Genomic DNA, 19887 nt, shown 5'->3' on the forward strand with positions numbered 1-19887 from the left:
TCTTCTTACCAAGAAAGGTAAAACTTTTTACTTTCATAGGCACGCTTGCTGAAACTGTTGGCGTTATTCCCTGCGAGATATGCAAGGCTGTGTAGTTACCTCACCTCGGAAAGTAGAGGCAGGAAGTCCGTCACCATTGACAAGATTGGCGCGAGTGTACGGTTGCCAACCGTAACGCACAAAGCGAGGTTCCCTGACCTTGTCGGATTGAAGAATCACTAACTGACCTTTGATCTCTGCATGGGCAGGATAAAACAAACCATCGTATTGGGCTATCTCAAAACCATCAACAGGCTTACCGTCAGAAGTAGAAAGCTTGTTAGCATCATTAAACGACACAGCGACCTTGCTCCCCGCCTCACGCCAAGCACACTTAAACAGCGGACCACACGGCATGAGTGGACGATGATAGGTGTCTGCCAATGCCCACCGAGCCAGTCGCTCGCCTATCGCCTGTTTATGGATTGGATGCACATTGAGCGAATCACCAAGGTCGGAAGATACTGCCATGCCCGTGTTGGGAATTTGCTGCATCAACCTTCGCTGACTGTCACGGAACCAAGTCCACGACGGTCGGTTCAGACTTGATAGCTGCACAAAATAAAACGGCATGCTGACATTGTTCCAATACTGCCGCCAAGAATCGACCAACAGCTTGAACAGCGTTTCGTGTGCCTCGATGTTATGGGCGTTCGACTCGCCTTGATACCAAGTCACCCCCTTGACAGTATATCGCTCCAAGGGCAAGATACCGCTCTCGAACAAGTAACAAGGCTCGTACGGATGCCTTACGCCTGCTCCCTTTGCTTGTGCGATGTTCTTGGCAGCCCGTTGTCGCACCCACGGCTGAATGAAGTCGTTGTGCAGCCAGTTGTTGAGAATAGCAGGGAAACGTGACTCCAATGTATGCCGATCAATCCAAGACTCTGTAGGCGAACCACCCACAGCATTGCAGATAATCCCCACAGGTACTTGCAAACTGTCGCGCAACATACGACCGAAATAATAAGCCACAGCCGAAAAATTTCGCACCGCATCGGGTGACGCAACTGTCCATGACGAGGGACGATAATACTGCAAATGGTTCAATGAATCAAGTACCGACTTGTTCCACTCCACATCAACCGCCTCCCAGTTGGGTTTCATGTCGTAGAGACGCAAATCCTCATCACCAGAAAGGGGAATATCCCGCTGGGCTGTAGCGGCTTGGCGCATCATGAAAGCCATGTTCGACTGTCCAGAACAAAGCCACACTTCGCCTATCGCCACATGGCGGAAGATACGCTTTTGCTTACCCGCACTTACTGTGAGTGTCGTGCTTCGCTCGGCTTTCTGAGGCGCAAAGGTAACCTGCCAGTTGCCCAACTGGTTGGCACGAGTTGTTTGGTACAGACTTCCCAATTTTACTTTGACTGTCTCTCCTGCATTGGCTATACCATGAATCGTTATGGGTACACCTCGCTGCAATACCATATTGTCGGTATAAATGGCTGGCAGGTGCAAGCCACCGTAATTACCCGTAATGCTGCCATAAACCACTTTTGCCATAACACCAGCACCTTCTACGTTGGGATGTAAGGCATCGGGCAACAAAAAAGGATAAGGATATAAAGGCGCATGAAAATCAATAAGCTCACTTCCACTGATCTCTGCCACTGTTTCAATGCTTGCCTGTATCTGCTCGTGCCATTGTTGCGTTCCTGAGATAAAACGCGGATGCCTGTGCGCTATAGGTGACAATCTTGCCAAAATGATGCGCACCTTTGGGTTGACTTGACGAAGTGAGTCGATAAGAGCCAAATAATCGGTCACAAATTCGTCACGATAATTGGGCCAGTTTCGTGGGTCGGTGTCATTGATGCCTAAATGAATAACGGCAATATCGGCGTGAAATGCCATGGCGTCGCAGAACTCTTGCTGCTTGAAATAAGGACGATGACCATGTCGAAGTAAGGTAGCTCCGGGTTTTCCAAAATTCCCAACGAGATATTTATTACCCAACATCGCCTGAAGCTGTGCGGGATAAGAGTCATTATCACGATTGGCAATACCCGTACCGTATGTAATGCTATTGCCCACGCAAGCCACACGAACTGGTGGCACTGTTGGCTTGGCATCTGTGTGAAAGACAACGAAGCACGAAAATAAAAGCAAACATGCTAAAAGTAGCTTTGACTGATGATTTTGAGGACGCATCGTGATGAATTGTTGTGTACGCATTTTGTTAGGTTGATGAAGTTTGTAGGAATGCCACAAAACGACAGTAGGTGCTCAAAATGAAACGTTTAGTTTTCATCTTGAACACCTACACATTCGAATGATTAATGGCAAGCGCCTATGTTATACTTGCTGAATTTCATAAATTCTGCCACCATAGCCAGGAATTTGTGCCACAAACGGCACGGAAGCTGACCACTCTGCACGCTGTTCTTGGTGCGTCAATAGGTCGACCGCCTTGCATGTACCCTGCCGCATGTGCAGAAAGTCGAAAGCATGTTGAGGTATGTTGACATGCACCCGCTGCTGATTGGGCGAGAAATTCACGACAATCAACAAGAGTTGCTCTGCCGATTGACGCAAGAAAACATACTGCTCATCGGGGTTGAACAATGCCGAGTGCTGAGTGTTGGCATACATCAAGTCGAAGAACTGTCCTTGCGCAATAGCTGGCTGATGACACAATTGCAGAATTTTCTGATACACTTCGGAAAGGCGTTGGCTTCGCTTGTCCATTTTTTCTCTTTGATAATAACCTTCGATGATAGATTTTACCGCCCAGTAGTCGAATATGGTCGTTCTGCCGTCAAGTCCACTGAATCCTTCTGCATCCATGCCTCGCTCGCCAAACTCCTGTCCAGCATACACCATGACAGGATTGGTGTGCAGCCATGCACATACCATGAAAGCCGGCAAGGCACGCTCAGCACTGCCACAAAAAAAGTCGCTGGCAATGCGTTGCTCGTCGTGGTTTTCCAAGAAATAGAGCATCTTTGGCAAAATATTATCCACAGATTGCCATTGGCGGGTAATGTGATGGGCGGGACGTTTGCCACACACAATGTCGCGCAAACAGTCGTACATGCCCACCTTATCATATAAGTAATCAAATCCCGAAGCGATATACGCCCGATAAAGGGTGGGATTGTACACCTCGCCAATAATCATGACGTGAGGATAGGTAGCCTTGAGCTTACCAATAGCGTACTGCCAAAAAGCCGTTGGCACCATCTCTGCCATGTCACAGCGAAAACCGTCCACTCCCTTAGAAGCCCAAAACAGCAGAATGTCTGTCATCTGTTGCCACGTGTCGGGCATGGGGTCGAAATGTTCGCTGCATCCACCAGCATCGGTGTAATCAATGCCATAGTTCAGCTTGACGGTCTCGTACCAATCATTAGCTGAGGGCGAAGCATTAAAACAATCGTTACCCGTACATTTGGCAGGATATTCACGATAAGGTTCGCTGGCATCCTTGCACAAATCAATGGCTGGTTCAAAGGGATAGCCTGGGCAATAATAAAAATTGTTGTGAATGTCAAAGTGTTTGTTTACATCATCGTTCTCCCCCAAGTCTCTCACTCCCTGAGGTTTGCAAATGGAGTGGTATTGCCGTGCCACATGATTGGGGACGAAATCAATAATCACCTTCATGCCTGCCTTGTGCGTACGCTTCACCAAAGCCTCGAACTCATCCATGCGCTTCGGCACCTGCACGGCAAGGTCGGGGTCAACATCATAATAGTCGGTAATAGCATATGGCGACCCAGACTTTCCCTTCACAATGGCTGGATGTTGGTGAGGGATGCCGTAGGTAGAATAATCGGTTGTCGTTGCATGGCGAACGATGCCCGTGAACCACACATGCGTGACCCCCATGTCGTGAATACGATTGAGCACGGTCGTGGTGATGTCGTTCATCTTCCCCACTCCATTCTCTTCCAGCGTTCCATGGGGTGTGCGAGTCATGTTTTGATTGCCAAAAAGGCGAGTAAAGATTTGATAGATTTGCATGTAATCTTTCCTTATTCCTCCCTGTGAGGAGAGTTGTTTGTCGATAATGTTAACGTTGTTGAGAGGTAAGAATAGAGCTTTGTCATCCAGCCAACAGGCAAGATGACAAAGCTCAATACAGTTTAGATACTTCGTTCGTTTAGATGCCGTGGACTGTCACTTCCTTGCTGATGCGTCCAATCATGCCCTGCAAAGCCTTGCCAGGTCCACATTCGGTAAAGTCGGTAGCTCCATCGGCAATCATGTTCTGTACCGTTGTTGTCCAACGAACACTACTTGTAAGTTGGGCGATAAGGTTTGCCTTAATCTTGGCTGCATCGGTATAAGGTTTCCCATCTACATTCTGGTACACAGGACATTGAGGCGTATTCACCGTGGTAGCCTCTATCGCCTTTTGCAACTCGTCTTTGGCAGGCTGCATCAATGGCGAGTGGAAAGCACCTCCCACCTTCAAAGGCAACGCACGCTTGGCTCCCGCAGCTTTTAGCTTTTCGCAAGCCTCCTCAATGCCTTCTTTATCTCCAGAGATAACCAATTGCCCTGGACAGTTATAATTAGCAGGAATGACTACTTTGCCTTCTTTGCTCACCTCTTGACATATCTCTTCTACCTTTTCATCTGGCAGTCCAATGATAGCAGCCATGGTACCCGGTGCCACCTCGCATGCCTTCTGCATTGCCATGGCACGAGCATAAACCAATTTAAGACCGTCTTCAAAGCTCAATGCACCAGCTGCCACCAATGCAGAAAACTCGCCCAAAGAATGACCTGCCACCATATCAGGCTTGAACGCATCGCCCATACAGAGTGCAGAAATGACACTGTGCAAGAATACGGCAGGCTGTGTCACCTTGGTTTCCTTGAGTTGCTCATCGGTACCATCAAACATGATGTCGGTGATACGATAGCCCAACACCTCGTTGGCTTTATCGAACAACTTCTTTGCCGTTTGGTTATTTTCATAAAGTTCTTTTCCCATTCCTACAAACTGGGATCCCTGACCGGGAAATACAAATGCTTTCATACTTGTTTTTTTGTTTGATTAAATCTAATGTAAGCAGATGCGCCAAGCTAATGGCGGTCTACAAATTTTCTAATACTCATAAAGAAACAACCTGCCTCAATGTGAGACATGGCTGCAATTCGTTTTAATATTTTATAGGGCATGCGTTGATGATTCAACCTGCGCACAATATAATAAAAACCTACCGTATTGAACACACCTATCATGATTACCACCAGCAGTTGGACAGTAGCAGAAGCTCCTAACTGATAAGAGATAAACCACCACAACACATTAAAGGCATTGAGTGCCAATACCGACACGGTAGTACCGATATGCGAGAAGCCTATCTCTATAAACAAATGGTGAAGATGCGACTTGTCTGGATGGAATGGAGAGCCTCCCCTCAACATGCGTAGAAACATGACACGCAAGGTGTCGAAAACTGGAATGGACAGAGCAGAAAGCGTAAAAGCCACTACCCCCATGTTAGGATAATTATAGGCCACCATGGATTTGGTTTCCAAAATATGAAAAACAAAAATACTCATGAGTGTACCCAGCATGAGCGTTCCACTGTCGCCAATGAACATCTTTGACGTTTTGCCGAAAACGTTGTGCAGGAAAAAAGGAAACAAGGAAGCCACACATATCCAAGCCAGCACGGTCATCGACCCATAACCCGATGTCATGAAGGCATAACCGAAGAGGGCGCAAACGAACATGCAAAATCCTGACGAAAGTCCATCTACGCCATCAATCAAGTTAATGGAATTGATGATGCCGACACCCACAAACGAAGAAAGCGCAATGCCAACATATTCGTTCATCTGGTGTATGCCAAAGGCGCCATGAAAATCGTCAATAAATTTATGCTCGGTAGATATCAAGAACAAGATTACGCAGAACTCGACTATCAGTCTTAACCATGCGCTCAATCCTATGAGATCATCCAACGTGCCTAAATACATCATCACCGTAATGGCAACGAACGCAGGAAAGAAAATATAACTGTCAAAGACTGCACTCGTCAAGCCCACACCCAACACAACTCCCCAAAAGACAGCAATACCACCCAATACGGGAACAGGTGCTTTCTGCAGCTTGCGGGCATCGGGATTGTCAACCATTCCTTTTTGTTTGGCAAGTTTAACGATTAGGGGATGAATCCAAGTCACCAACGCAAACGCACTGATAAAAGGAATGACAATGCCTAAAAAAAGAAACTTCAAATTCATAATGTTCTCTACTTAAAATCTTGTTCGCTTGATGCCACTTTTCAAATAACCAGGAATGTTGTAGATGGTCTCGTGAGGAAACATGAAGAAGTTACGCAGGATTTTACTCATATTTCCAGTAAAAGCCTTACATCGGCGTACATAATAATTCTTTGATTTACTTTTTGTGCGTACATCGTGATAACCAAAGTTTCCCGAATCCAACACATAGCGCAGCACCTGTTTGCCCATGTCCTCATACCTCCCGTTATATAGTGGCATCTTGTCTTTGGGGTATCCCAAGAAGTCAACAGCCATGGCGGCAAACACTTTCCATATCTTCTCAATGCCCAAATATGTTACGTCATGCGCCAACTGCTCTTGATCAATATCCGTATGGTGCGCATAAAGCAGGCGCATCCAGTCGGCTATCTGCCTCAAACCTATTCCGCCACTAAAATAATGTCTTGTCAAGTGTACAAAGACAAAGACAAGGTCCAACCGCAAGGGAGGCAGCACAGCAAAGCCACCCCCTACACAGACCTTTCTTTCCTTCTCCTCACGAAACATTGCATCACACCAAGCGGGGAATCGACGTTCCAAGGTTTTATTCACATACGCATTGATGCGACCATGCAGCTCCACCACTACATGACGATACTGAAAGACTGCCTCCATTGTATCGGTGGTGAGTGGCTCTATCATCTTCATATTTTGTTGACACAACTTGTAAGCCTCGGCTATTTGTTGCGGGTCGGAAATATATAGGTCAACATCTCCCGACTGTCTTGAAAGTGGGTCACGATAGTTTTGTGCCACCCCTTGTCCTTTCAGCAAGACAGGCACAACACCAATGTCTTCCAGCAAGCGATACATCTCGGGGATGGCAGCGTTCATCGTTTCGTTGTTCTTCCTGATGGTGAGCACATACGTTATCAGCTTCATCTTCAATGGCTGAGGCAACTCTGCTTCTCTCAAAAGCGAAATACCATCAGACACATTGCCTACAACAGCTTGTTTCTCTGCAATGCCTAACACGGCTTTCCTGTCTATATGCTTACCTACAAGGACATCTTTGTGGGCAATCTCTCCCCACACTCCTGCCTTGTACAGTTCAAGGAAAACTTTTTCTGTATCCGTAAATGTCGTCATTTGTAATTCTTATTTTGCACAAGCTGGAGATACAAGGCGTGATATGCTTCGTACATACTCACAGAAGAGAACTGCTCACATGCCTTTTGCTTGGCACGAAGCGGCTTGTCTTCCTCCTTTTCTGCTTGCAGGATTTTCTGTACCAAATCATCCGAACGTCCTGATTGATAATAGGTAATCTCATCATCTGCATATTTTTCTTTCATTCCTCGAATGTCTGCACATACTATCTTCTTTCCATACATGGCTGCTTCTGTCAGTGCCAGGCAAAAGCCCTCGCTCAAACTTGTCTGCACATACACGTCCATAAGTGGCATGTATCGATGTCCTTCGGGAACAAAACCCATGAGCATGACCCTGTGGGAAATGCCCAATTCAGCACACCGACGTTGAAGAGGCAAGCGCAAGTTTCCTTCACCAATCACCAACAGGCGAAACCTGTCTGGCAACTGCGCAAGGGCTTGTATCAACTGTTCCACTCCCTTTATCTTCACCAAAGAGGCACATGTACCTATGAGCGTGTGACCTGCCTTGAATTGCTGCACTTGTTCTTCTTCCTTAGCGGACAGCCTACCTTGTGGCATGTCAATACCATTGTAACAACGCGCCAGTTTCTGTGCGTTCACCCAGCGTGAATAATAATCAACGGCATCATCGCTGAGCACCACTACCTTATCCAACGTCCTGACAGAAGCCAAAAACAACAGACTGAAAAGAGAGCCTGCCATTCTGCCAAATCCCACCTGAAATTCCTCCCATATATAACAATGTACCGTGGTTACAAATTTTGTTTTCTTGCCAAACCACGGCTTGTAAAAGGTAAGATATAAATTGGGACGAATGCCATGGGCATGCACAATATCGTAGTGGGAAAAGTTAATGGGGCGGTATCCGTCTACCTTCTCCGTGGGAAAAGGAGGTTCAAAGATGTTCTCGTCAAAGTAAAACACCTTGCACTCATGACCATGTTCAACCATTTGCTTCGCCAGTTGCATGACCACCGACACGGGACCTGCGTGCCTCAACGCAGAAACCACATAAGCTATCCTCACTTTTTAATAACGCAGAAATGCTTTTTTAATTGTACAGCCACCCGAGCAAAATGCGGATGTTGGCACGCAGCCATATCTACCACCGTCACGCCTTTATAACTATTGAGCGTGTGCATACGCAACGGTTGGTTGGTTGTGGGAGATGAAAGTCGGCATACTTCATGAAATGCGAGTCTGCCAGTCTCATCTTTTGTTACCTGTTGTATGACGATGCCCTGCCCATAATAGAGTCTTCCGTCTTGTGCGGGACGATAAAGCATATCGTCACATTCAAAAAACGCTCCCGCATTGCGAGCCGTCTTGTTTGCAAAAACGTATGACTCATGTCGCACCTCCTCTCCTTGGGCATTGTAAACAAACGTATGCAATACAGGATTGTCATACGGCAAGTAAGTTCCCAACAGCATCTCCTCCCCAAACACATCCGTAAGAATGGCATCCGCCAAAGGTTGTGTCGACACTACTTTCTCTTTACGACAACTGTTCGTCTTCTGATCAAACTCATACAACGTAAGTCCTTCGCCAAAAAGATTTTCGGGCATAATGTACACTTTGTCATTCTTGCGCACGATGCAGGGAAAACTAAGGTGCCGTTCCACATCCAAGACAGGCATGAGCCTCTTCAACTCGAGTGTATTGCGCTCCACCGTCAACAATGATATGCGACCACGTCTCAAGTGTATGTCATAATCCTCTGCCAAAAGCAAGATTTCGTCATCAGTCACCTCCAACACAAAAGGGTCGGCAAACCATCGGTCGGCGTACAAATGCCGAAGCATACGAACAGAGAAAGATGCACCATGCACCAACTCCTCCAACGACTTGTCAGGAAATCCAATGTTCCATTGTTTCTCCCTCACAACATGGTTGTATATACGTTCCAAAAGCATCCGTAGAAGCGAGTGTTAAGTAAAGAAGCAGGCTTTTATAGCTTTATTTTCGCAGAAAGCGTTGGTACACCCAAGTTCTCACACTGTTGGGTAGCAAAAACTGTACGGTGCCACGCACCATATCATTGTATATCATCTTGGGAAGGGTTATGAGGCCGTGTTGCCACATCCACTTGTTCAAAGCAAGCACATCCTTGTAATACGCCATGCCACCTCTTCGTGCAAACTGGTCTCTGCCCGAACGCACATTCACCACAATGTCGGGAATGTTGCGAAACTTGCATCCAGCCTCAATCATGCGCGCCCAAAGATAATAATCTTCTTGCTTGAAATCCTGCTGATAATTGCCCGCACGCAGCAGTTCGCTTTTCTTCATGACAACCGTAACATGATTCACACCACACCGCGATTGCATAAACCGCTTGATACCCCTGTCGTCCAAAGGCAATATACGCTTGCTTACCACATGCTCGGGCGAGTCGACAAATTCGGTTATCATCCCCCCTACTACCGCCAACTCATGGTCTTCCTCAAAACATCTCATCTGCTTCTCAAAACGGTCGGGCAACGAAATGTCATCGCTGTCCATGCGGGCAAGATAATCATACTGTGCCTTTTCCACGGCAATGCGCAACGCTCCACCCAATCCTCTGTTCTTGTCCTGATAATAAGCATGCAAACCTGCAAACCGAGTTTTTGTCTTCTCCACCACATCTATCAATGACTGCGGTACAGGACCGTCGGCTATCAGCACAATCTCGTCTGGCACCAGCGTTTGATGAATGATGCTGTCCAAAGCCACCTGCAAATATTCAGGGTTGTCGTTCTTATAAATCGACATGATGACAGAAAACTTCAACTTACTCATGCTCTTTTATTTTATTAGTCCCAGCGTTCATAATTATCTACCAAAAACAAATCCTAACCGCATGGCATACAACGCCTTTGAGATATACACACAAAGGATAGCTATCATCACTGACAACAAAGGACTTATTAAATACTCCAATGCCACTAAGTTATTTTCAATCATATAATTGCCAAACATTTTAAGATTGAAAGGCATTATCAAGAAATAATGGATTACATAAATCTGCAATGTGTTCGTCCCTATCAAAGTTCCTATCCGCTTCAGCATACTTTTTACCCTTGAAGTTTTACCCTTGAATTGTTGTTCTAACCAAACAAACAAAGACAAAAAGAATAAACACAAAGGAGAACCTACTAAAGCCGTATATAGTTTTAACAATATTTCATTACCCCCCCCTATTCTATTAAGAGTTATTAACGAAGCGAGACTCAATATTGCAAACACAGGTATCAACTTATTGACCTGCCAATGCCGCCATTCCTTGTTTTTCAAAAATACACCTAATGAAAAGAAAGGCCACAAAGCCCACAAATGGTCGGTGGATAAGGTGGTCCCCACCTCAGTACGCCTAAAGTAGAAATGAAGTACCATCAGCAACACTTGCACAATGACAGCTCCGTCAATGAAAGGCAGGTGTAACTTTCGTATCACATACAACAGCACAAAGTAGAGAGGTAATACCCACAAGAACCAATAACCCGCCTTTGCCTCATTAGTTATAAAATATACCACATTGCCGCCCCCCATAGTATAAGTAAACAACAGTCCAAACACGAAAAAAGGAATCAGCAACTTCATTTTCTTCGCCAATGAAAATTGCTGTACATTTGTTACAAGTCCACTGAGCAGCATGAATAAAGGCATGTGAAACAAACCTACAAAATCCGCTAAGCTACTTGGATTGGGTTCAATATTCCAACCATAATAACAATAAGACGGCAAATGACCTGTTATCACAGCAAGTATGGCAAATGCCTTGAGCGCATCAATACAGAAAATACGTGTCTTCTCCATGAGAGATCATTAATTTATTCGAGTTTCGAAAAATGTTTTTATGAAAAGGCACTATCATAGTGCATTCATTTAAAAATAACATGGTTACAAGAAATACTCACAAAACAGTGTTTGTAAAATTTATAATACGGTATATAGGAGGCTCATAAATACTGAATTATCTTTACAAAGAGCCTCTCATAATTCGCGTGAAAACAACCAACAGCAAAGTTGGTCGCAAATACGCAAAATATGAGCAATGTTTGTAATTTGTTGTTATTGAGGATGTTAAAACAAAAGCATCTCTTTTCATTCCTAATTTTATCAGTTTTTTGCGGCTAAAGCATTGAGATAAGCCTGCAAGTTGCATGCTTTAATGCGGTTATTACATGTAGATAACACCTCTAATGCGTGTTTCCAAGGGCGTTAAATCAATGCTTCAGTTTGAAAAGACATTTATTTTGTTAAAATCAGCCCATTTTTGTAGTTCGTTTGCCTATTGATTTTTTCTATTTTGGAGATTTTCAATGGTCGTTTTTTTGGTAAAATAACAGGACAAAAACCACTAATTTCTTTATCTGAAAAACCCAAGAACTCGTAACCGCATTATGGTAGTGACGTACAGCTCGTGCGTTCGTTCAGCAAATATTACCAAATCTAAAACTAAAACTTGAGTTACTTCCTTCCTATGCTGTGATACTCAAATCCGAGAGCCTTCATGTCGCTTGGAACATAGATGTTTCTTCCGTCAACAACCAAAGGCGTGTTCATAGATTTCTTCACAACTCCCCAGCTTGGCAGACGGAATTGTTTCCATTCAGTAAGCACCAACAATGCATCGGCATCAAGAACGGCATCATACATATCTGTAGCGTAAACTACAGCATCACCTACCCTACGCTGACATTCCTCCATGGCAACAGGATCGAAGACACAAATATTAGCACCTGCCTGTTTCAACAACTCAATAGTTACAAGCGAGGTTGCCTCTCGCATATCGTCTGTCTCTGCCTTGAAGGAAAGTCCCCATATTGCTATTTTCTTTCCTTTCAACTTGCCTTGATAGTAATTGTTCAGTTTCTTGAAAACAACTTCTTTCTGCGATGCGTTCACAGCCTCTACCGCCTTTAGCACTTTCATGTCGTAACCATTCTTCTCGGCTGTCTTTATCAACGCTTTCACATCTTTTGGAAAACAACTCCCTCCATATCCACAACCTGGATACAAGAATTTATTTCCAATGCGTGTATCAGCACCTATTCCTTTGCGAACCATATTAACGTCGGCACCAATCAGCTCACATAAATTGGCGATATCGTTCATAAAGCTGATACGAGTGGCGAGCATTGAATTGGCTGCGTATTTAATCATCTCCGCCGAAGGTATGTCTGTAAAGATGACACGAAAATTATTCATCATAAATGGACGATACAACTTCACCAACAGTTCTTTGGCTCTTTCGCTTTCCACTCCTACGACGACGCGGTCAGGACTCATGAAGTCCTTGATGGCTGCTCCCTCTTTCAGAAACTCGGGGTTGCTTGCCACATCAAAGGGTATATCCACACCACGTTTGTCAAGTTCTTCCTGTATAGCGGCCTTGACTTTCTTGGCAGTTCCGACAGGAACGGTAGACTTGGTCACCAACACGGTGTATTTACTGATGTTGGCTCCAACGGTATGCGCCACTTGCAACACATAATGAAGGTCTGCACTTCCATCTTCGTCTGGAGGTGTGCCTACGGCAGAAAACACAACCTCCACATCTTCCAATACAGATGCTAAATCTGTGGTGAAATGTAGTCTTTCTTCTTTTACATTTCTCTGCACCATTTCATCCAAGCCCGGCTCGTAAATGGGTACAATGCCCTTCAAAAGCATGTCTACTTTCTTTTGATCTACATCTACGCAGGTTACGTTGGCACCCATTTCTGCAAAACAGGTTCCACTAACCAAACCTACATATCCTGTTCCTACTATTGCTATGTTCATATTTGAGTTTTTAAGTTAATGAGTTAATAAGTTATTAAGTTGACGAGTTAACAAGTTGACAAGTTAACAAGTTGACAAGTTGACAAGTTAACAAGTTGACAAGTTAATCTCTCAATGGATTTTGATCTGACTGATACCATTCTACAAACTTGCCAATTCCTTCGTGCAAACTAAAATGCGGCTGATAACCTAACTCGGTCTGCAACCTTGTGGTGTCTGCATTGGTCTGATACACATCTCCTGGCTGCATAGGCAAATATATCTTTTCGGCTTTCTTACCCAATGCCTGCTCTATCTCCGCAATGAAATCCATGAGTTTTACGGGATGCGAACAGCCTATGTTGTAAATTTTATAAGGCACATGGTGAGGACAGTCCTCTGCGTTCAAAGTAGAATCTATCACCCGTATCGTTCCATTGACAATATCATCGATGTAAGTAAAGTCGCGTATCATGTCGCCATGGTTGAACACCTTGATAGGTTCTCCCTTGGATATGGCGTTGGCAAACAACATTGGCGACATATCGGGGCGTCCCCAAGGACCGTAAACGGTAAAATACCTAAGTCCCGTTACACTGAACCCGTACAATTTGCCATACGCATGAGCCATCAGCTCGTTAGACTTCTTACTGGCAGCATACATGCTCACTGGCGAGTCTACCTTGTCGTCCTCATGATATGGCACATGTTCGTTAAGTCCGTACACTGAACTCGAAGAGGCAAAAACCAAATGGCTAACTTCATGGTTTCTACAACACTCCAACACATTCAGGAATCCAACAAGATTGCTGTGCAGGTAGGCAAAGGGATTTTGTATAGAATATCTCACCCCAGCTTGAGCTGCCAGGTTCATCACCTTATCAAAGTGATAACGCAAGAACAGTTGTTCCATCGCTTCCTTGTCTGCAATATCCATGCGCACAAACAAGCAGTTATCAAATTTTGAACTCTGTACGATATTCTGGTGCCAAGAAACATCATATTCATTGAAACCACACATTTGCAGACGCCCATACTTCATGCGGACATCATAATAATCGTTGATGCAATCAACGCCCACTACAAAGTCACCTCGCTGTGCAAGTTCATACATTAGCTTAGAGCCAATGAAACCTGCAGCACCCGTTATAAGAATTTTCATATTTTGATGGTTTATTTGACTATATTCTCTATTATCTGCATCCATTGTGCAGCAATGTTTTCTATTCGGAATTGTTCTCTCATCTTCCTGCTGTTCTGCCCAAATTGTCGGAGCAGCGACTCTTTGTCTAACAAGTTATCCAGCCTCTCTGCCATTTGGTCAATGTTTCCACATGGCACTACATATCCATTTTCGCCCTCATGAACCAACTCTTTAACGCCCGACACCCGTGTCGTCACGATAGGTACCCCCACGCATACAGCCTCTATCATGGCATTGCTCATACCTTCTGAGTCGCTGCTCAGCGCAAAGACAGCACTTTCTCGGAGTCGTTCTACCACTTCCGCTGTCTTACCTGCCAGCATTATTCGTTTCGACAATCCTGGCACCATGCCTTCCAACTCTTTAATATAATTGGTAAGCCGTCCTCGCTCTGGTCCCTCTCCATAGATGACAAGTCTCCATGCTTGATGCTTGGCGGCTATCTTGGCAAACGCTCCTATCAATACTTCATGTCTTTTTTGCGGATAGAGACGTGCCACAGAGATGATGGTCTTGGTTTTATGCACCTTTGTACTATCCATCTCTTTAAGGGCTTCTTCCCTTACGGGATTGAAAACGATACGAGTTTTTTTACGTATCCAATGCGGAAAGTAATCCTTAATGGCTTGTGTTTGTACGACAAAGACATTCGTAAAGGGCAAGACGAAGACCTTTAGCAATCGACGCACCAACGGTTGTGTGCGTGGGTCTATCCTCTCCGAGGATATAATGGGCGTATGCGTTCCGAGCAATGCCAATATGGTAAAGAGGTAGACACCTTCTGTAAAGGCAATCACAACATCGGGCTTTTCCTCGCATACATGCCTCCTCAGCCAAGCCCTACGTCTGTTCATACCTTGTATGTTCTCAACAAATCTTACATTGTTGTCTTCTTCTGTAACTTGTTCATCCGTGCCTTTGGCAGACTTTTCGTTTGCGGTCATTATAACCTTCACTCGCTTGTTCACCTTATAATAATAGTCACTGTACCGCAAACATATTATCTCCACCTGATGACCTCTATCTACAAAGTCGCCAGAGAGCAGACTTACCACACGTTCTGCACCACCACTGCCCAAAGAAGCTAAAGTAAATATAATTTTCATTGACTTGCTTTTTTCATTGACTGACGGATATGGTCAACGATGATTTGTGAAAACAACACCGCACCTTTACAATTAAGGTGTATATAGTCATGAAAAAGAAATGTATTTTTCAAGAAGCGTTGATCATGAGACAAATCTATTAACTCTACATCATTCTTTTTTGAATAACTATGTATCCAAGATATATAATCACTATGATTAGCAACTATTAAAGAGGGTGAGATACTAAAAAATAAATTTATTTTTTCTTCTTTACATTTATGTACTATATTATCCAAATAGTAAAGATTTTCTTTATCTATATCTATGCCTTCATTATCTATTTTTTTTATATTGACACTTTCATTTTTTATTGCCTCCAACGGTCTGAAACCATTATATTTATCTGTCTCCTTTTTGCAATAAGCATATAACAACCACTGCCAAGTATTATTATATCGATACAAATTTGAACACAACTTATATTTTTGAGACCCAATTATCGAATTTTCTAAAATACTATCTGCTACATGTGACAAACCATAAAATGGATACAAATCATTCATGGCATCATTTTTTACACTATTTAGCTGCTCAGGATACAAATCTATACATACGATTTTAGGCTTACAACGTTGCAAAAAAGAATAAAATACCATTGCAGAATACCGAATATTATGTCCATCCCATCCTGCATTATATACTGATAGACGTAAGCTATCAGCAAGAATTCTCGTATCATAATGCCTAACCGCAGTAGATTGTCCCAAAACGAGAAGGCTTGCCTTTCGGTGACATAAAGCTTGCACACAATTAGTTTGGCTTGCACCTATATCAGGCACTTTGGAGATTAATCTTTTTGAAAGATAACCAACTATAAAATCTACAAAGAAAATTACTCCCAAAAATATAATTACATATAATATCTTCCTTTTCATTTCAAAAGATTCTATCTAAAAAGATATTCTATAATGTATAAAGTAAAATTCTAATCACATTGCCAACTTTTACGTTTTTAGTAATTCTGAAACAAGTTGGGAAAACAACACCGCACCTTGACGATTAAGATGTGTATAGTCATAGAATAAAGTTGGATGCTTTAAGAAACGCTCGTCATTTTGCAAATCTAACAAATCTACACCATGCCGTGCTGCATAATTTCTTATCCATCGTTCAAACTCGCTACGCTTGGTGATAACTAACGATGGAGATACACTAAAGATGATTTTTACCCCCCCCTGTTTACATTTGTTAACTATTCCATCTAAATACTGTAGGTTGACGCTGTCTACACGGAACTGTTCGTACGGCATGTGCTTTACTCTGAATTGGTTGGATGAAACAACATCCAAAGGTCGATAGCCGTCTGTCGTGCTTTCACCATGCTGCAAATACGCATGCAACAACCACTGCCAACTATTGTTGCATTGGTACAAATTTGAACACAGTTTTATTTTTTGTACACTTGTCGCTCTCTCATTGATGATATGGTGAACAACTGGCGACATATTATAAAAAATGTTCATCTCGCCTATCGAGCCATTCCATTCATCGCTCAACATAGATGGTCCCAAATCCAAGCATACTATTTTGGGCTTGCATCGCTGGAGAAACGAGTAAAACACCATGGCACTGTATTGAATGTTTTTACCATCAAAGCCTGCATTGTAGACAGACATACGCAGACTGTCACGCAACAATCGGGTGTCATAATGGTGATTTGCGGTTGACGGTCCCAAAACAAGGACATCTGCTTTTCGATGAAAGAGGGCTTGCACACTGTTAGTTTGGTTGACACCTACATCGGGTACATTTAGTATAACCTTTCTTGTAATGCCACCGACGCAAATATCTGACAAGACAACTAACAACAAAAACAGAAAGCCAATGAACACCTTCTTCATAAAACCGTGTCTTTAGAACTGGAAATAAATAAACTTCGCACCCTCTAACTCACCTGTATAAATAATATACACCAGTAACAATGCCATGCTCACCGTTTGTAAATAAGGATTAGAAGCATGCAAAAAATGCACGTTCCACCCCTCTTCATCTTTCAATTCCTTGAAAAACAAAATGCAAATGGGCAAGACGGCAGTGAGTGCCCAACTGAAGAACAAGCCGCCAGATGCATTCACACGCAATAGCATGCCCCAGAATTGATCTAAAGAATTTGCCCTAAACAGCATCCAGCCTAACGTCATCAAAAAGAATGTGAGGGTTATACAACTATATTTTACAATAAACGGTGGTATGCCAACAGCCTTTGTGCTTGTTCGCCCTACATGCTTAGTCCAAATTCTTCTCATGAAGACCAATATGCCATGATACAATCCCCAAAAAATAAATGTCCAATTGGCACCATGCCACAAACCACTCACGGCAAACACCGTCAGCGTATTCCTGCCCGTCTTTACTTCGGAACATCTACTGCCTCCCAAAGGGATGTAGATATAATCCTTGAACCATGACATCAAACTCATGTGCCATCACATTAGTGGAAAAATAGGGACGCAGAAAGTTCTCTGGAACTTTAACACCCAATATCTTAGCAACTCCTATAGCCATCTCCGAATAACCACAAAAGTCGGCATATATCTGAAAAGAATATAGAAAAGCGGCAACGACTATCGTCAATCCGGAGTGAAAGCCATAATTGTTGAACACGGCATCAGTATAGGGTGCTACTTTGTCAGCAATGCACATCTTCAAGAACATTCCCCAAAGTATGCGTTTGAGTCCCTCAACCAAATTTGCATCACACCATTTTCGTCTCTCCTCGAGCTGCGGAACGGTGTCTATAGCCCTGTCTATAGGTCCCGACATAATAGTTGGGAAAAAGGACACCCATGCTGCAAACGTCACCATGTTGTCTACAGGCATCATCTTGCCCTTGTAGACATCAACGAGATAGGATATCAGCTTAAACGTGAAAAATGAAATACCTACTGGCACAAGCATCTTGAGCGTCATGGGATGAAACGGCACACCTATGCTTGTAAAAACTGCTTCTACCTGCGTTAATAGAAAATTGGCATACTTGAAATATGCCAAGAGTCCAACACCCAATGACACCCCTATGCCACACCATAGCGAAGATTTTTTACCTTTTGCTACGCTATGTCCCAAAACATAATAAACAAGGGTTACAACAGCCAACAGTACTGCCATGCCCACATGAATATATCCATAGAAGAAATAGGATGCGCCAAGAAGACACATATTCTGCCACTGACTTTTTCGTCCCGCAATGGGAAAGTACAATAACAACACGGTTATAAAGAATAACCAAAAAATGAAAGAATTTACTAACATGATTCTAATAAAAATGCTATCACACGTTTATAGGTAGTTTTCACAACAGACAAATATTCTTTTTGCAACAGATAGATATTTTTATTTGCAACGGAAAAGCACGGAAATTCACGGATTTTATAATATTCCGTGCCAGTCCGTGATACTCCGATGCTACGCACACAGTATAACAACAGGCAAGCACGGGGTTAATTCTCCTCAGCATTCTCGTGCTTCAGAACATCGTACAGGTAAAAAAGGTAACCTACAGGTTTAAGAAGGTAGCACCACCAAGGAAGCCGTGGCTTCTTGCCATGATAACAAACGAGGTATCTCCAAAAGCTAATGGCATCAAGCACATGCCGTTGCACACCAAAGCGTTCATCACACATCTGATGTGAATAATACAGCATGGTTCCTTGTGGCGACTGACGATGTAGCTGTCGAAGATGATGTGATAATCCGTCCTCTAAATACTGGCAAATATAAATGTTGGCATTAAAATGTCTCAACAAATACGTTTTGGCTATCTCATTAAACACCACATCCTCGGTAACGAACTTCTCGCCAATAAATTCTGGAAAAGGATACTTACGCAGTACATCCGTCTTGAAAGCTTCGGCAATATCGCCACGCATTTTATGTTTCTGCCGAAACGTTACACTGTCATCATCCAATACATCGGTAGTGAATCGTTTACAAATCCGTTCGCCATGAGGGTATGTCCGCATACCTGCAACGCCAGCAAACCTGTTGTTGTCTTTTATTTGCTGATAATAGTCAACCAACACAGCAAGGCTGTCGGTGGGAAGGTAGTCATCACTATCAATGATAAAGAACAACTCACCATGTGCCAGCTCTACTCCACGATTGATTGCTCTGTGCTTGCCACCATTCGCTTGATAATAATACCGTATCGTTATCTTCTGCTCCTGTGCCCACTGCTGTACCAATCTTTTTGTATCGTCTATACTGCCGTCGTCAATAACCAACCATTCAAAATCTGTGTAGGTCTGGTGTATTAAACTCTCATACAATCTTGGCAATGAATAAGCACGATTATATGTGGAAGTAAAAACTGTAACAAGGGGCATGTTGTAAAAAGCAAGTACTTAAAAGCACATCAACTTATTTTTGCAACGGA

17 protein-coding genes are annotated in these 19887 nt (G+C 43.5%); all 17 read right to left on the minus strand.

Annotated elements, in window-relative coordinates; all coding sequences use genetic code 11:
* Positions 1-63: 63 nt before the first annotated feature.
* Positions 64-2196, minus strand: coding sequence for a GDSL-type esterase/lipase family protein (locus HMPREF9304_RS04560; protein WP_081953648.1), 2133 nt, complete (start codon positions 2194-2196; stop codon positions 64-66).
* A gap of 144 nt (positions 2197-2340) precedes the next feature.
* Complete coding sequence (locus tag HMPREF9304_RS04565) at positions 2341-4011, minus strand: alpha-amylase family glycosyl hydrolase (protein ID WP_036926854.1); 1671 nt, start codon at positions 4009-4011, stop codon at positions 2341-2343.
* A gap of 139 nt (positions 4012-4150) precedes the next feature.
* Positions 4151-5035: an ACP S-malonyltransferase gene (gene fabD / locus HMPREF9304_RS04570; RefSeq protein WP_036926856.1), complete on the minus strand. Its 885-nt coding sequence runs from the start codon at positions 5033-5035 to the stop codon at positions 4151-4153.
* A 47-nt stretch (positions 5036-5082) separates the two neighbouring features.
* Entirely contained in the window at positions 5083-6252 is a 1170-nt protein-coding gene (locus tag HMPREF9304_RS04575; RefSeq protein WP_036926859.1) for a glycosyltransferase family 4 protein, read from the minus strand.
* 12 nt (positions 6253-6264) lie between these two features.
* Entirely contained in the window at positions 6265-7383 is a 1119-nt protein-coding gene (locus HMPREF9304_RS04580) for a nucleotidyltransferase family protein (protein WP_036926862.1), read from the minus strand.
* Entirely contained in the window at positions 7380-8435 is a 1056-nt protein-coding gene (locus HMPREF9304_RS04585; protein ID WP_156104759.1) for a glycosyltransferase family 4 protein, read from the minus strand. The genes HMPREF9304_RS04580 and HMPREF9304_RS04585 overlap by 4 nt, the downstream gene beginning before the upstream one ends.
* Positions 8432-9295: a glucosamine inositolphosphorylceramide transferase family protein gene (locus tag HMPREF9304_RS04590; RefSeq protein ID WP_156104760.1), complete on the minus strand. Its 864-nt coding sequence runs from the start codon at positions 9293-9295 to the stop codon at positions 8432-8434. Before HMPREF9304_RS04590 ends, HMPREF9304_RS04585 begins: the two co-directional genes overlap by 4 nt.
* A 73-nt stretch (positions 9296-9368) precedes the next feature.
* Positions 9369-10193: a glycosyltransferase gene (locus HMPREF9304_RS04595; protein ID WP_036926869.1), complete on the minus strand. Its 825-nt coding sequence runs from the start codon at positions 10191-10193 to the stop codon at positions 9369-9371.
* Positions 10194-10226: 33 nt separating this feature from the next.
* Complete coding sequence (locus HMPREF9304_RS04600) at positions 10227-11210, minus strand: acyltransferase family protein (protein WP_036926871.1); 984 nt, start codon at positions 11208-11210, stop codon at positions 10227-10229.
* A 654-nt stretch (positions 11211-11864) separates the two neighbouring features.
* A complete protein-coding gene (locus HMPREF9304_RS04605; RefSeq protein WP_036926874.1) occupies positions 11865-13181 on the minus strand; it encodes a UDP-glucose dehydrogenase family protein in 1317 nt (438 codons plus the stop codon).
* 103 nt (positions 13182-13284) lie between these two features.
* Complete coding sequence (locus HMPREF9304_RS04610) at positions 13285-14322, minus strand: NAD-dependent epimerase/dehydratase family protein (RefSeq protein WP_036926929.1); 1038 nt, start codon at positions 14320-14322, stop codon at positions 13285-13287.
* Between the two features lie 11 nt (positions 14323-14333).
* Positions 14334-15470: a glycosyltransferase gene (locus HMPREF9304_RS04615; RefSeq protein WP_036926877.1), complete on the minus strand. Its 1137-nt coding sequence runs from the start codon at positions 15468-15470 to the stop codon at positions 14334-14336.
* Positions 15467-16387 carry an SGNH/GDSL hydrolase family protein gene (locus HMPREF9304_RS04620; RefSeq protein WP_036926879.1) on the minus strand — a complete coding sequence of 307 codons (921 nt, stop codon included), beginning with the start codon at positions 16385-16387 and terminating at the stop codon, positions 15467-15469. The genes HMPREF9304_RS04615 and HMPREF9304_RS04620 overlap by 4 nt, the downstream gene beginning before the upstream one ends.
* Before the next feature lie 69 nt (positions 16388-16456).
* A complete protein-coding gene (locus HMPREF9304_RS04625) occupies positions 16457-17353 on the minus strand; it encodes an SGNH/GDSL hydrolase family protein (RefSeq protein ID WP_036926880.1) in 897 nt (298 codons plus the stop codon).
* Positions 17354-17365: 12 nt separating this feature from the next.
* A complete protein-coding gene (locus HMPREF9304_RS13785; protein WP_081953646.1) occupies positions 17366-17932 on the minus strand; it encodes an MBOAT family O-acyltransferase in 567 nt (188 codons plus the stop codon).
* Positions 17877-18713: an MBOAT family O-acyltransferase gene (locus HMPREF9304_RS04630; RefSeq protein WP_197061638.1), complete on the minus strand. Its 837-nt coding sequence runs from the start codon at positions 18711-18713 to the stop codon at positions 17877-17879. The genes HMPREF9304_RS13785 and HMPREF9304_RS04630 overlap by 56 nt, the downstream gene beginning before the upstream one ends.
* Positions 18714-18952: 239 nt before the next feature.
* The gene (locus HMPREF9304_RS04635) at positions 18953-19837 is read right to left on the minus strand and encodes a glycosyltransferase family 2 protein (RefSeq protein WP_036926881.1); all 885 of its coding nucleotides are present in this window, start codon (positions 19835-19837) and stop codon (positions 18953-18955) included.
* Positions 19838-19887 lie beyond the last annotated feature (50 nt).

The sequence above is a fragment of the Hoylesella timonensis S9-PR14 genome (assembly GCF_000762405.1).
Taxonomy (GTDB): Bacteria; Bacteroidota; Bacteroidia; order Bacteroidales; family Bacteroidaceae; genus Prevotella; species Prevotella timonensis_A.